The organism is Streptomyces diacarni (genome assembly GCF_003323715.1).
Taxonomy (GTDB): domain Bacteria; phylum Actinomycetota; class Actinomycetes; order Streptomycetales; family Streptomycetaceae; genus Streptomyces; species Streptomyces diacarni.
Map to the genome: position 1 here is coordinate 204,479 of NZ_QOIN01000043.1, position 13,811 is coordinate 218,289.

General features: G+C 74.7%; 12 protein-coding genes. 2 read left to right on the top strand and 10 right to left on the bottom strand.

From position 1 onward, the window contains the following. Positions 1–8: 8 nt before the first annotated feature. From DTL70_RS14940 to DTL70_RS14950, 3 genes are read right to left on the bottom strand one after another with little or no spacing between them, the layout of a single operon-like run. Positions 9–884 (bottom strand): hypothetical protein, encoded by an 876-nt coding sequence (locus tag DTL70_RS14940; protein WP_114022405.1) that lies wholly within the window; start codon positions 882–884, stop codon positions 9–11. Continuing rightward, on the bottom strand, positions 881–2,218 hold the full coding sequence (locus DTL70_RS14945; RefSeq protein ID WP_114022406.1) for a ferritin-like domain-containing protein: 1,338 nt from the start codon (positions 2,216–2,218) through the stop codon (positions 881–883). The genes DTL70_RS14940 and DTL70_RS14945 overlap by 4 nt, the downstream gene beginning before the upstream one ends. Further along, entirely contained in the window at positions 2,185–2,910 is a 726-nt protein-coding gene (locus tag DTL70_RS14950; RefSeq protein ID WP_245979378.1) for an HAD family hydrolase, read from the bottom strand. The genes DTL70_RS14945 and DTL70_RS14950 overlap by 34 nt, the downstream gene beginning before the upstream one ends. A 331-nt stretch (positions 2,911–3,241) precedes the next feature. Between DTL70_RS14950 and DTL70_RS14955 the strand changes: the two genes are divergently transcribed. Beyond that, complete coding sequence (locus tag DTL70_RS14955) at positions 3,242–4,207, top strand: aldo/keto reductase (protein ID WP_181860933.1); 966 nt, start codon at positions 3,242–3,244, stop codon at positions 4,205–4,207. 25 nt (positions 4,208–4,232) lie between these two features. Then, positions 4,233–5,306 carry a Gfo/Idh/MocA family protein gene (locus DTL70_RS14960; RefSeq protein WP_114022408.1) on the top strand — a complete coding sequence of 358 codons (1,074 nt, stop codon included), beginning with the start codon at positions 4,233–4,235 and terminating at the stop codon, positions 5,304–5,306. A gap of 28 nt (positions 5,307–5,334) precedes the next feature. Here the strand turns inward: DTL70_RS14960 and DTL70_RS14965 are convergent, their stop codons facing one another. The 7 genes from DTL70_RS14965 to DTL70_RS14995 form a co-directional block, all read right to left on the bottom strand. After that, a complete protein-coding gene (locus DTL70_RS14965; protein WP_114022409.1) occupies positions 5,335–6,624 on the bottom strand; it encodes a hypothetical protein in 1,290 nt (429 codons plus the stop codon). Beyond that, on the bottom strand, positions 6,621–7,232 hold the full coding sequence (locus tag DTL70_RS14970; RefSeq protein ID WP_114022410.1) for a DUF1349 domain-containing protein: 612 nt from the start codon (positions 7,230–7,232) through the stop codon (positions 6,621–6,623). The genes DTL70_RS14965 and DTL70_RS14970 overlap by 4 nt, the downstream gene beginning before the upstream one ends. Then, a complete protein-coding gene (locus tag DTL70_RS14975) occupies positions 7,229–8,059 on the bottom strand; it encodes an SDR family NAD(P)-dependent oxidoreductase (RefSeq protein ID WP_114022411.1) in 831 nt (276 codons plus the stop codon). The genes DTL70_RS14970 and DTL70_RS14975 overlap by 4 nt, the downstream gene beginning before the upstream one ends. Next, positions 8,056–9,426, bottom strand: a complete 1,371-nt coding sequence (locus DTL70_RS14980; protein WP_114022412.1) for a glycosyltransferase — start codon at positions 9,424–9,426, stop codon at positions 8,056–8,058. Before DTL70_RS14980 ends, DTL70_RS14975 begins: the two co-directional genes overlap by 4 nt. Next, on the bottom strand, positions 9,423–11,267 hold the full coding sequence (locus DTL70_RS14985; protein WP_245979379.1) for a thiamine pyrophosphate-dependent enzyme: 1,845 nt from the start codon (positions 11,265–11,267) through the stop codon (positions 9,423–9,425). Before DTL70_RS14985 ends, DTL70_RS14980 begins: the two co-directional genes overlap by 4 nt. An 8-nt stretch (positions 11,268–11,275) precedes the next feature. Beyond that, complete coding sequence (locus DTL70_RS14990) at positions 11,276–12,628, bottom strand: aminotransferase family protein (protein WP_114022413.1); 1,353 nt, start codon at positions 12,626–12,628, stop codon at positions 11,276–11,278. A gap of 90 nt (positions 12,629–12,718) precedes the next feature. Next, complete coding sequence (locus DTL70_RS14995; protein WP_245979380.1) at positions 12,719–13,759, bottom strand: phosphotransferase; 1,041 nt, start codon at positions 13,757–13,759, stop codon at positions 12,719–12,721. Positions 13,760–13,811 lie beyond the last annotated feature (52 nt).

Below are 13,811 nucleotides of genomic sequence, written 5' to 3' on the forward strand. Positions count from 1 at the left end.
TGCGCAGCTCAGATCAGCGGCACCACCAGGTTCCCCCGTAGGAATCCACACAGCGCGTCGGCGTCCCAGCCGCCCATCCAGAAGGCGACCCTCCAGGGCACGGCGGTGTCCGGCCGCAGCCGCCCGGACAGCGGGGCGTGGAGGACCGGCGGGCCATGCAGCGGGAAGGTGAACTCCTCCACGGCCGTCAGGTTGACGACCCGTTCGTCGGAGGGGTTCCGCAGCGCGATATCCAGTTCCCGGACGCGCTTGGCCAAGGCCGCCCGCCGCACGGGAGTGCTGCCGGGTTGCCGCAGCTCGGCGGCCAGCCGGGCACGGCGCTCGGCGCGGTCGGCCAGCGGGTCATGGATGCCGGTCGCGGAGGCGACCAGCGCGGCGTCCGTTCGGAAGCCGCGCGCTCCGTATTCCTGGAGCACCCGCTGCGGCAGCCGGTGCACGTCCGTCCGCCGGCCGGGCCGCTTGTGCCGGTCAGGGTCCGTCCGGGACATGGCCATGGACCGCTCCAGGCGGGGGCGTCCGTCGGCGCCGCCCACCCGGAGCCGGAACGGCACGATCGGCTCCCGCCCCGCCGTGGTCAGGACGAAGTTCCGGTTCTCGAACCGCGGGCGGTCCAGCAGCTCCACCCGCCCGCCCACCAACTCCGTCACCTGGCCGGCCCCGTAGACGGCGCGGGTCACGTGCACGCCGACCCGGGGCGCGTGGCTGCGTACCGTGCCCGGCGGAGGGTCGTTCAGCACGATCACCCGGTCCAGGTCCGGCTCCCCGGCCAGCGCGAAGGTGCTGCCGCTGGCACCCCGTGGCTCGTCCGTGGGATCGGGGTCGGTGGCCAGCCGGCACATGAACCAGCCGCCGAACTCGATGCGCAGGGCACGCTGCCCGCTCACGGCCGGACCGCTTCCCCGGCGAACGAACGCGACATCCGCGCCACGTCCTTGGCCAGCAGGTCCGTACGGTGCTGGAGGCGGTCGGGCACGTTCGCGGTCCGCATCCGGCGGGCGAGCCGGCGGCTGCGGACGGCGAGGTGGGCCAGGCGCTCGGCGAACACCTGGTGGGCGACCCGCGCTTCGGGGATCAGCGCGAGCCCCCGCCGGAACGCGAACGGCGGACCAGCGCTCGCCGGCGGGTTCCCGGCGCGGGCCGGCAGCTCGCTCAGTACCTCTCCCAGCGGACGCACGAACATCGTCATCAGGGGGAAGAACGCCACCCGCTGGATGCGCCGCCGCTCCGCGGGTGCCTCGTCCACCCGGCTGTAGAACCGCAGCAGCATGAGCACCAACAGGCCGTATCCGTCGTCGAACAGTTCGGCCGCTTCGCGGGCCAGCGGCTCGCTGATCAGCGTGGTGCCCTCGGCGTCGGGCACGGGCCGCACCACGGGATTGCGGAGCAGGGGGCGGGCCGGCACGAAGGGGCGGCCGGTGCGGGCGGCCGCGGCCAGCTCGGTGTCGAGTCCCGCACGGATGCGCAGCAGCCGGTGGTAGTGCGAGCCCTCCCGGTCCTCCTCGGCGCCCTCCCCCTGCTCGACGATCAGGTCGATGGCCCGCAGCGCGGAAGCCCGGTCGTCGATCACGAAGGGCTCGACCCCGTACCCCACCGTCACGTCCTCGTCGAGCACGCCCTCGGGGTCGATGACGGCGGCCGAGTCGACCTGCCGGTACTCGGAGCCGATGAACAGCTCCTTCTCCTCCAGTGCCAGGACGGTGGCGCGGATCCGGCCGTACAGCTGGCCCACCGTCTGCGGCCCTCGTCCGCCCGGCTCCGCGGCCTCCGGGCCGCTCCGTGCGCCCGGCTCCGTGGCCGGGCGCGGTGCCGACGGCCGCTCGTAGTCGAGGAACCGCTCCAGCGACGTGGCCGAGAACGGCTCCAGCGCCGCGACCGTGCCCAGCGGGTAGTAGCGCTCGGGCTGCGGGAAGTTGGGCCGGCGCAGATGCGCGGCGCCGCCGACGGCGGCCAGCAGATTCAGTGCCAGACCCAGATGGAGCATCTCCTCGCGGGCCAGCAGCAGCAGCTGGCCCTTCCACTCGCGCACCAGTTCGGCCTGCACCTCGTCGATACCGCCCTCCTCCGGACGTGTCTTGAGGGAGAAGGCCGCGTACAGGTACTGCAGACACAGCGAGTGCTCCAGTTCGGCCACCTCGCACAGTCCCTCGGTGAGCCGGACCCGGCCGGCCCCCGTACCGCCGCCGGTCACCATCCCGCCCGCCCCGCCCGCGCGAGCCACCGTGGGGAGACGGCCGAGAGGTCCGGCAGCACCGCGTGCGCGCTGGAGTGGTCCAGGAACCGGGTCGTGGGGGTGGGCACCGCGACCACGGTCACCCCGGCGGCCCGCGCCGCCGCCACCCCGCTGAGCGAGTCCTCGAACGCCACACACGCCCCGGCGGGGACACCCAGCCGGCCCAAGGCCTCCCGGTACACCGCCGGATCCGGTTTCCTGGCCGGTACGTCGTCGCCGGTGACCACCGCCGTGAAGTGCCGCGAGAGCCCGTAGCGCGTCAGCCAGCGCCGTACCCAGGCGCCGTCCGCCGCCGAGGCGATGCCGAGCGGCAGCCCGGCCGAGCGCAGACCCTCCACGGTCTCCGGCACGGCAGGCAGCAGCCGCACGTACTCCTCGGTGAGGTACTCCTCCCACAGCTCGCCGAGCCGCCGGCGCAGTTGCCCGTGGCCCGGCCGGGCCGCGCCGGCGGCGGACCGTACCGCCAGCAGGCGCTCGAACAGGCAGTCGTAGCCGGCGGGCCGCCCGCACACCTGCTCCGCCCACCAGCTCCGCGACAGCTCGCCGCCGCCGTACTCGCGGTACAGGGCGCGGCACGCGAGCAGGTCGGGACGGACCGAGTCGACGATGACACCGTCGAAGTCGAAGATCACCGCGGCGACCGGGGCCGCGGGCCGCTCAGGGTCGTGTTCGGTCGGCACAGTGCGGGCCCCCATCCGTCTCGGTCCAGCGCTCCCGAGGGCCCGGTCCCGGCGTAACGGCCCCGGCGCACCGGGCCGGGCACGGACGCCACCGGGACCGGGCCCGGACCCACTGTGCCGCCCCTGGCCGGGTGCCACACCGCCCGATCGCTCACCGGCTACCGACGGACCGCCGGCCCGCGTGCCGCCCGGACCGGGCCGGCGGCTTCGCACCGGTGCGAAGCGAGCCCGCGCCCTACTCGGTCCAGTAGTGTGCGACCGCCCGCCTCGGTGGCACGATGCCCCCGGACACCCCCGAAACGGGGACCCGAGGCAGGGAGGGGCCGCGGCCATGCGGTACAGCACGCTGGGGGCCACCGGACTGAAGGTCTCCCGGCTGGGTCTGGGCACCACCACATTCATGGGGATCTTCGCCCGCCGGCCCCCGCAGGCGTCCCAGCGGGTGCTGCTGCGCGGCCTGGACGCCGGCATCACCCTCGTCGACACCGCGCCCTCCTACGGCCAGGGCCTGGCGGAGGAGTGGGTGGGCCGGGCGCTGCGCGGGCGGCGCGAGGAGGTGGTGCTGACCACCAAGGCGGGCTGCTACGCGCCCGGGTCCTTCGACTTCTCCCCGGCCCGGATCCGCTCCGGCCTCGAAGACAGCCTGCGCCGGCTCGGCACCGGCCATGTGGACGTCCTGTTCGCGCACGACGTCGAGCACTGCGCCCCCGGCCGGCTCGTCGAAGAGGTGCTGCCCGTACTGGAACGGCTCCGGGACGAGGGCAAGACCCGCGCCGTCGGGGTGTCAGGGCTGCTGCTCGAACCGCTGGCGGCGGCGGTTCGGCACGCCGGGGCCGAGGTCGTGCAGAGCTACTGCCGCTACGGTCTGCACGATCGAAGCCTGGCCGCACCGGCCGCCGACTGGCGCGCCCGGCGGGTGGCCACGATCCTCGGCAGCCCGCTGGCCATGGGCCTGCTCACCCGCGCGGGCCCGCCCGGATGGCACCCCGCACCCGCGGCCCTGCGCGCCGCCGCCCGCCGCGCTGCCGCCGTATGCGCCGAGCACGGCACCGACCTGGCCTCCCTCGCCATGCGGTACGCGCTCGCCTGCCCACAGCTCGACGCGGTGCTCACCGGCGCCGGCGATCCCGGCCACCTCGACCGCAATCTGCGGGCCGTGGAATCGGCACCCGAGCCCGAGGTCCTGGACGCGGTGCTCGGCTGTTTCGCCGACGTCACCGAGCGGACCTGGCCGAGCGGCGACGGCGGCGAAGGTGACGACGAAGGCAACGGCGACCGGCCGGCCGCCGGCCGGTGACCCCGCGAGAGCCCGGGAGGACCCCATGGCCGCAAGCGACACCCGACCGGCCGGTGCGCCCGTGCCGCCGCCCCGCCGGCCGCTCAGATGCGCCGTCGTCGGACTCGGCTTCGGCCGGTGCCATGCCCGCGAGCTCGCCCGCATGGACGGCGCGGAGCTGGTGGCCGTCGCCGAACTCGACCCCGCCGGGCAGGGCTTGGACCTGGCCGACTTCAGCGCGTCACTCGGCGCCCGCGGCCACCGCGACGGCCTGCGCCTGATCGCCGAGGAGGAGCTGGACGCCGTCGTCCTCGCCGTACCGCCCCGCGCCCGCGGAAAGCTGATCCGCGCCGCCGGCGACGCGGGGCTCGCGCTCTTCCTGGAAAAGCCGTTCGCCGCCGACCGCCGGCACGCCGAAGCCCTGGCCCGGCTGTGCTCCGAGTACCCGGCGTCCCCGGTGATGCTGGACTTCTGCCTGCGGCACCTGCCCGCCGTCGCCCGGCTGCGAGAGCTCCTCGCGGGACCCCTGGGCCGCCCCCTGGTGGTGAACGCGGACCTGATGCTGCCCCGGGACGACAGCCCCGGGTGGGTAGGGGATCCGGGCGATGGCAACGGCGTCGTCAACGAGAACACCTGTCACCTCTTCGACACCCTCGGCTTCCTGCTGGGCGAGCCGGAGACGGTGCACGCCGAGGGCGGCGCCTACCGCGGCGGCCGCCTGGAGGACGGCATCGCCGTGGCCATCGGGTACACCGGCGGAGCCGCCGCCGTCCTGACCGGAGGCAGCCTCGGCGTCCGGGCGCTGCGCACCCCGGCCGCGTTGACCGTCCACGCCGAACGGGGACAGGCCCGGCTCACCGGCCGCGACCACATGTTCACCGCCCTGGAATGGGCCACCGCCGAGCACACCGAGGCCGTACGGGAGAGCTGGCAACCCCTCGCGCGCGGGCGGATCGCCTCCGCCGCCCTGCGCCATTTCGTCCGGTCCGTCAGCGCGGGTACCGCACCCGAGCCGGGCGTAGGGGACGGCATCCGGGCGGTCGGGCTGGCGATGGCGGTACGCACCTCCTTGGAGACCGGCCGCCGGGTGCCGCTGAACCGGCCGGGCGGGACGCCCTGACGGCGCGGGGGTCGGCCCCGGTGGTCGCTCACCCGGTGCGGCCACGCTCGCATACCGCGGCCCGGTGGAAGGCCAGTTGTTTGAAGAAGGCGAGGAGCTGCTGGTCGGGCGGGACCACCGCGAGTTCCCCGCCGGCGCCGTCCAGCGCCCCCCGGTAGTCGGTCCGGTACGACTTCATCGACTCCGCCGCCATGGCGAACCGCCCGGTCACCGGGACGCCGCGGAACGCCGGGGAGTCGGGGCCCCACGACCGGCGCGGCGAGGTGAACAGGAGGACCGACGGCGACAGCGCGTGCCCCGCGGTCAGCGCCCCGAGCAGCAGACAGGGCTGGGTTCCGTTGGCCCCGATGTCCACGATCACCGGGTCGCCGCTCCCTTGGCCCGCCGTCGCCCGGAACCGCCGGGCCAGCGCACCGCAGCGCTGTGCGAACAGGCCCTGGTCGATGCCGTGACCGAGCACCTCGTCCACCAGCGGGTGTGCCGTCCCGAACAGGGTCAGCGGCCCCCCGCTGCGCCGTTCGGCCTGCCCTCGGCCGTCTGCCAGCTCCTGGCGGAACAGCCGGGTGAACAGCTCCCCGAAGTCCGCCTCTCCCGCCGCGGCGCGCTCCCGGGCCGCCGAGATCAGCAGGAACAACTGCGAGGCGACCAGCCCGTTGTCCATCCACGCGAAGTGCCGTCCCCCCCGGCCGCCGCCGGACACGGTGTCGGACAGCCCGTCCGCGCCGAACACCTCGTGCCGGGTGCGCGCCAGTACCCGCCGCTCGGCATCGCCCAGCAGCGACAGCCGGCTCATGTAGAAGACGCGGGAGGCGTGCGCGCTGCCCCGCCACACGTCGTAGGAGAGCTTCAGGAACTCGGCGTCCGTGCCGAGGAATACCACCACCCGGCGCTCGGTGCCGAGCGCCTGCCGCACGGCCCGTACCGTCTCGCTCCCGAGTGCGCACAGCGCCGCGTACAGCGCCGCCGGCTCCGGTGGGCATGTCTCGGAGCCCCGGGCGGAACCGGGCAGCAGCGTCGCGAGGTTGCGGCGGTACTCGGCGGCCTCGTCCGGGCCGAGGGACCCGGTCTGGGCGAGCCCGCGCTCCAGATGGTGTCCCAGCCGGGCGGGGTCGAGACCCAGCACCCTGGCCTTGCGCCGGGCCCAGTGGACGGCCGCTCCGGCCTCCAGCGGCCGCGGGACGTTCAGCAGATCCTCGGACACCCGTGCCAGGTGTCCGGCGAAGGCCTCGGGGTCCGAGGCCCGCGGCACGCGCCGTACCAGCCGCTCCAGCGCGTTCGCCGGCACCGGGCCGCCCCCGCCCGCGCCCAGGCTCTTCACCTGCGGTCCCGCAAGGGGTGCGGACCGCAGGCCAGGTCGTGGAAGCGGGCGGTGGAGCCGGCCGAGAACGGGGCCTGCGCGAACACGCCCGCCCACAGCGGCCCTTCGGGAAGGCACAGGGTCCGGGCGAACCGCCAGTCCGCGTCCCGCGGGGTACGGAACAGCCCCGCGAACCGACGCCCCTGACGGGTCACCAGCAGGTCGGCGCGGGGCCCGGGCAGGGCGGGCCCCATGGCCTCGTCGGAGTACGGCAGGGAGGCGACGGTCACCACGGCCCAGGACCCGGTAGTCGTCCGCTCGACGCACAGCTTGACCGAGCCGGCACGGGTGCACACGACGAGCCCGCCGGCGTCCGCGAAGCGGGTGCCGTCCTCGACGACGACCCCGGCGCACAGCCTGAAGTCGCCGTCGAACCGCCGCACCAGCGCGGGCAGCGCGTCGATTTCGCGTACCGCCGGCATCGCGTAGAAGTCGGTGCCGGCCCCCGCCGTCAGCCGCAGCCCGCCCGGCGCCGGGCGCACGGCCCCGGTCGGCGGCCCCAGCCAGTACCACGCCCCGGGGAACGGTGCGGCGGGCTCGGCGCGCGGGGAGCCCTGCGCAGCGGTCACGGCTGGGCCATCGCGCCGTCGACGCTGATCGCCTGCCCGGTCAGCCGGGGCGCGGAGGCGAGATGGACGACGGTGTCGGCGATGTCCTGCGGGCTCTGGAACTCGCCCTGCGGAATCAGTGCCCGCATCCGCTCCCAGCACTGCTCCCGGGTCTCGCCCGGGCGCACGAACTCGCTCAGCAGGTACTCCCACATCTGGGTGCGGACGATGCCGGGGCACACGGCGTTGACCCGGATGCCGCTGCGCGCCACCTCCTTGGCGAGGGAGGCGGTGAAACCGATCACCCCGAACTTCGCGGCACAGTAGTGGGCCTCCTTGGCGAAGCCCGTCCGCCCGGAGATGGAGGAGAAGTTGACGATGGCGCCGCCTCCGCCCCGGCGCAGCAGCCCGATCGCGTGCTTGCACATCAGGAAGACCCCGGACAGGTTGCCGGAGACGACGGCTTCGAACTGGGCGAGCGTCATCTCCTCGACCCGGGAGATGTGTGCGACACCGAAGGCGTTGACCACCACGTCGAGTCTCCCGTGCTCCTCGTCGATCCGGGTCAGCAGGGCGCGTACCGAGTCCTCGTCGCCCGCGTCGACGTCGGCGGCCGTCACCGCGAACCCTCTCTCGCCGAGAGTGCGGGCGAGTTCCCGGGCGGCGGCGTAGCCGCCCGTCCGCCGGCTGCGGTAGTGGTTGACGTCCGAGGCGAGTTGCTGTGCGTCGGCGGCCACCACGGTGGCGCCCCGGCGAGCGAACGTCTCCACGACCGCGGCACCGATCCCGCGGCCGCCGCCGGCCACCAGGACGACACGGTCATCGGGCTGTGCCGGGTGTGTGCTCATCGGCTCTCCTCGTCGACGGTCTGTCGGTACGTCAGGGGTTCGAGCAGCAGCGCGTCCAGCAGCCGGGGGAAGGCCCGGTAGTCGGCCAGCTCGCGCCCGGGCCGGGCGACGATCTCGCGCAGCCCGGGCCACCGGCTTCCGGTACGGGCCTCCAGCCCGGCCAGGGCCGACTTCAGTGCGCTGTCGTTCCGCTGGAAGTAGTCCAGGAACAGACGCTCGGCCCGCTCCGGATCGAGCCCCGGATGGGCCCGGGACCGCTCGGCCACCCGCAGGGCCCCGGCGATCCGCCGGTCGGGCCGGACGCCGGGGCGCCGGCCGGGCTCCCGCAGCGCCCGCCACAGCGCCCCGGCGTCGTAGGGCCCGTCGTCCGGGAGCCGGGCCGGTGCGTAGGCACGGCGCAGCAGACGTTCGGCGCAGTGCTTCTCGTCGATCCGGCCGAGCGGCCGGATCCGGCCCATGGTGAACTCCGTGCTGGTGTCCAGGGCCGTCGGCACCAGGTTGTCCGCGGGCAGGAGTTCCACCGCGGGGCCGACGTTCGCCGCGAGGACCGCAACCCCGTGCGCCAGCGCTTCGAGGACCACCCTGCCGAGCGTTTCGCGGGACGCCGTGCTCGGGAAGAGCAGCACATCGACGGCGCGGAAGAAGCCCCCCAGCTCCCCCTGCCCCAGCACGCCCTGAGCCCTGACCCGCCGAGGGTCCACTCCGCGCCGGCTCAGAGCCTCCAGCACCCGCTCCGGCGCGAACCGTTCCGTGTTCGGCTTGCCCGCGAACACCAGCCCGGCCCGGCCGCCGCTCAGTTCGTGCAGCCGGGCGAAGACCCGCAGCACCTGGTCGAAGTTCTTCGCCTCGGAGAGTGCCCCGAGGTAGCCGATGCGCAGCGTGGCGGTGTGCGCGGGCGTCTGAACCGCGGGCCGGTGCGGCAGCCGGTGCAGCAGCGGATAGGCGACCGCCGAGTTCCCCTCGCGGACGCTGTCGAAGTGGCGGATGTACAGCTGCCGCGCGAACTCGGTCGGGAACAGCGCCAGATCGCCGTCCCGGACGTAGCCGCGGCACAGCTCCTCCTGGGCCCAGTAGCCGGACCACAGGCTGGTGTGGACCTCCCGCACGATGCGGTACGACGCACCGGCCCGCTCCCGCCACAGGTGGTAGAGGTAGGCGTAGGGACCGCTGCCGGCGTAGACGACGTCCCCCCGGGTACCCCGAGCCAGGCCCTCCGGCAGGCCCGGCCGGCCACGGGCGAGGTCGTGCGGTACGGCGCCGCGGCCGGCGAGCAGTTCGGCCATCTCCTGGTGCATGAAGACCGCGCCGTCCACCGACCCGGCCGGCCGGCCGCTGCGGGAGTCGTGGAAGTACCAGCTGCCGCTCATCCGGCGGCTTCGTTCTCCCGCAGCGCCCGCAGCCGCCCGGCGAGAGCACCGGGCGTCATGCCGTGCCGGGACAGCTGCGTGTCGTGCACGCAGTTGCGGATGTCCGAGCGCACGCCGTGCGGCGTCAGCGGCAGCAGGTACCGGGACCGCAGGCCTTCCCCGAACCCGCAGGACACCCCGTTGTACTCCACGCTCAGCAGCGCACGGCAGCGCCGCAGCCGCTCGACCAGGGCCGGGTCCAGCTCGGGACGCAGCGCCGTGCAGTGCAGCTGGGGCACCCCGAGGCCACGGTCCCGGTTGGCCTGCGCGACGAGTACGCCCGCGTAACCGAAGGTGATCACGCAGCAGTCCAGGTCCGCGGCGGCGTCCGGGGCGGCACCGAGCCAGGCGGCCGCGTCGACGTCCCCGGCACAGTCCTCGCCGGGGGCGGCGAAGCGGGCGTCCACCATGCTCAGCACGTGGGCCGTCGCCGGATCGGCCAGCAGCCGCCGGACGCAGGAGCGGAACTCGGCGGCGGTGACCGGCTCGTAGACCCGGGTCCCGGTGATCTGGTCCAGCAGGTTCAGCGAGTTGGCGGCGCCGCCCCAGGCCCCCCAGCTGCGGCCGGCCAGCACGAGCAGGTGCCGGATGCTGGTGGTGGCCTCGGTGAGCATGCCCAGGGAGTCCATGTAGTACATGGCGTCGGTCGCGACGACCTTCACGGTCTCCTCCGGCAGGCTCAGCGTGAGACCGAGGGAGAGCGTCTCGGCGAGCCCGGTGTTCTCGTACGGCACCGCGTTCGGCAGGCCGAAGCGGGCTGCCATGTCGCCGGTGAAGACGGCGAGCCGGCGGCCGGTGTCCTTCTGGAGGCCGGCCAGCAGCGGGCCGGCCGTGGTGGCGAACGAGGGCCTGGGCGGGGGTGCGTCCGGGTCGGGGGGCAGCTTGAAGCTGTGCCCCTCCTTGCGGGTGGCGCACAGCAGCGCACCGCCGCCCGGCCCGTCCAGCATCGCCCGCAGGGACTTGGCGACGGCCTCGGTTGCCAGGCCGTCCGTCTCCACCGCATGGCCCAGGTAGTGGGACAGGTACTCCCTGCTGACCGGGGCGCGCAGCGGTTCGATGCCCTTGCCGTTGCCGTCGACGACCAGGACCAGATTGTCGAGCCCGGCCTCGTGTGCGAAGCGGAGGCACTCGAAGGTGACGCCCTCGTGCAGTTCCCCGTCCCCGGCCAGGCACACGACCTTGCGCCGCAGCCCCTGCCGGCGCAGTTCCCAGGCCAGGCTCACCGCCTGGGCCAGTCCGACGCCCAGGCTGTAGCGCATGGTGTTGCGGAAGCCCCAGTCCCGGTGGACCACCCCGGTCAGGCCGTCCCGGTGCAGCGTGGCCAACGGGGTGAACGGGAAGGTGCCCCGCACATACCGTTCGGCGTAGAAGCTGGGGGCGATGTGCCCGCGCCCGACGACGAGTTCCGCTCTCCCGGCGCTCCCCGCGCTCGGGCCGGGGCCGTCCCGCTGCCCGGCGCGGTCCCCCGGGCCGGGCACCAGGCCCAGGTCGAAGCAGGCCCGTACCAGGTGCAGCGACGACAGACAGCTCTGGTGGTTGCCGGACCCGGCGATCTCGTGCATCCGCAGCAGGACCTTCGCGCTGTCCCGGTAGAGCCGCTCGGGCACGGCCGCGGCCACGGCGGCCAGTTCCCCCAGGGGCGTCGCCGGCGCGTACCGTTCCCCCAGGCGCCGCCACTCGGCCAGCTCCAGCTCGATCACCCTGGCCTCGTCCGGGGTGAGCCGGGGCCGTGCCGCGCGGGCCGGCTCCTCGAAGCGGCCGAGCAGCCCCGGGCCGCCGGCCCCGACCGGGCTGCCGGTCACCGGCGCGGTCACCGCCCCCCGCCCAGCACCTCGTCGAGCGCCGCACCCAGCAGGGCGGCGATCTGTTCCAGGTCCGCCTCGGTGGAGACGTAGGCCGGAGCCAGCACCACCCAGTCGTCCTCCCCCCGGATGATCAGCCCGCGCCGCAGGCACGCCCGGGCGACCGCCTGGCCCAGCCCGCCCCCGGCCCCCTCCCCGTCCCCGGCGGCCGGCGGCCCGGCCGTCAGTGTGATCCCGTACAGCAGTCCGGCCGAGCGCAGTACGCCCCGGCCGCGCAGTGTGCTCTCCAGAAGGGCCGTGAAGTGCCCGGACAGCCGGGTGACTCTCGCAGGCACGTCCAGTTCCCGGTACAGCCCGAGCGCGGCCAGCCCCGCCGCGGCACTGATCGGGTTCGCCGCGTAGGTGTGCGAGGGGGCGAAGGCGTAGGAGGCCGCTCCGGTCGCCAGGACGGGCGCGACCCGTTCGCTGATGAGCACTGCTGCCAGCGGGGCGTACCCGCCGGATATGCCCTTGCCGACGCAGAGCAGATCGGGCACGGCCCGGAAGGTGTCGGCGGCGAACGCCTGCCCGGTACGCCCGAATCCGGTCACGATCTCGTCGAACACCAGCAGGATGCCGTACCGGTCGCACAAGCGGCGCAGCCCCGGCAGGAAGCCGGGCGGTGGCACCGCCATCCCCAGCAGATGCACCACCGGCTCGACCACCAGTGCCGCGATCGCGGTCGGGTCCTCCGCCTCGATGGTCCGCTCGATCAGGGCCAGGGCCTGCGGCCCGGCCTCTTCCGGCCGGAGCCCGGACAGCCGGGCCAGCGAGTGCGGCGTCCACACCCGCACGGCGCCGGTCAGGCCGGGGCCGAAGCGGGTGGTGTCGGGGCGCCCGGTCATGGCGAGCGAGCCGAAGGTCGCGCCGTGGTAGCCGTGGTAACAGCTCAGCACCTTGTACCTGCCCGGCTCGCCCCGCTCCCGGTGGTAGAGGCGGGCGAGCCGCAGGGCGGCCTCCACACTCTCCGAACCGCCGTTGACCAGTTTGGCCAGCGAGAGCGGGGCCGGCGCCAGTTGGACCAGCTGCGTGGCCAGTTCGACGGCCCCCCGGCTGGTGCCGTGCAACGGTGGATTGAAGGGCAGCCGGTGCAGCTGCTCGGTGACGGCGTCGGCGATCGGCCGGCTGCCGTAGCCGAAGCAGGTCACGAAGATCCCCGACAGCCCGTCCAGGTACTCTCCTCCGGCCGCGTCGGTCAGCCGGACCCCCTGGGCCGACTCGAACAGGATCGTGTCAGGGGAGTGGGGCGCTTCGAAACAGAATGCTGAGGTGTCGAGGCCGGTCCACGAGGAGGCCGGATCGGTCTGGACGGCTGACGGCACGGTCTTCTCCTTCTAGTCGGCGCCACCTGGACCCCGGTCGGGCAGCGGGAAGCCGGTGCGGGAGCCGAGCGTGCGGGGCGAGGGGCGCGGTCATTGCGTGAGCAGGGCATGGGTGTCCGCCATCCGGGCCGGTGACAGCAGGTCGAGGTACTCGGCCCACAGGTCGTCCAGGATGTCCCGTTCGAGGACGTCCTTGGCTATGTCCACGACGATCGGGACGGCGTACGCCAGCAGCCGGGGCATGAGCAGCCCCGCCTCCCCCGGTGCGAGCAGCCCGGCGCCTTCGGCGGCCCGTACGAACGCCCTGGCGCCCTCCCGGCGCGCGGCTCGCCCGCCGGCCACCCGGCCCGCGCTCGCGGCCGTCCAGGCGAGGTCGAGCAGCCGGTCGTCCACGCGCAGATTGTCGAAGTCGAGGACGCCGGTGATCCGGTGCCGGTCCGCTTCGCCGAACAGGAAGTGCCGGTGGTGCAGGTCACCGTGGACCACGGCGGTGCCCCGTGCCGCCTGCTCGCCGGCCTCGGTGAGCCGTTCGAGCAGCGGTCCGGCGCACTCCAACTCCCGCAGCGCCCCGCTGACCAGCCGCCCCCACCCGTCCGGGCGGCGCGCGGCCATCGGCCCAAGCCGTCCCAGCGCATCCTCCAGCGCGGCCCGCCAGCACGGCTGAGCCACCAGCGGATCGACGGGGTAGGGCGCGAGCGCCCGGACGACCTGCTCCGGAAGCCCGTCCAGCACCGAGCGCAGGCCGAGTCCGGTGGCCACGATCTCCCGCGCCCGGGCCGGGGTGACCGCCGGGTGCGCGGTACCGGGCAGCAGAGGCAGGAGTTCGCAGCCGATTCCGTCCCGGAGGACGGCGGGGGCACCGTCCAGGGCCGGCACGGCGACGGCGACCGGGACGCCCTGCCGCGCGACGACCTCCATCACCTGCCGCTTGATCACGTGGAACGCCACGGGACGCAGCGCCTCGGCGGTCAGCTGCGCCTTCAGGACGAACTCGCCCCCTCCGCGGCCCGGTTCCCCCGAAACGCTCACCCGCCACAGCCCCGAGGTGTGGCTCAGGGGCCGCCCCGCGGCGGGCCTCAACGGCCGGAGCACGCTCGCGCGGGGGCTGATGCCCCAGTGGATGTCCAGCACCCGTCCGATCCACGGCGGGCTGCCGGGCCGCGGACCGCCGGGCGACCGCGTC

Excerpts from the sequence above, each read along its gene's own strand:
- DTL70_RS14960 (WP_114022408.1), top strand. The coding sequence starts at position 4,233 with ATGGCCGCAAGCGACACCCGACCGGCCGGTGCGCCCGTGCCGCCGCCC.
- DTL70_RS14975 (WP_114022411.1), bottom strand. The coding sequence starts at position 8,059 with ATGAGCACACACCCGGCACAGCCCGATGACCGTGTCGTCCTGGTGGCC.
- DTL70_RS14980 (WP_114022412.1), bottom strand. The coding sequence starts at position 9,426 with ATGAGCGGCAGCTGGTACTTCCACGACTCCCGCAGCGGCCGGCCGGCC.
- DTL70_RS14955 (WP_181860933.1), top strand. The coding sequence starts at position 3,242 with ATGCGGTACAGCACGCTGGGGGCCACCGGACTGAAGGTCTCCCGGCTG.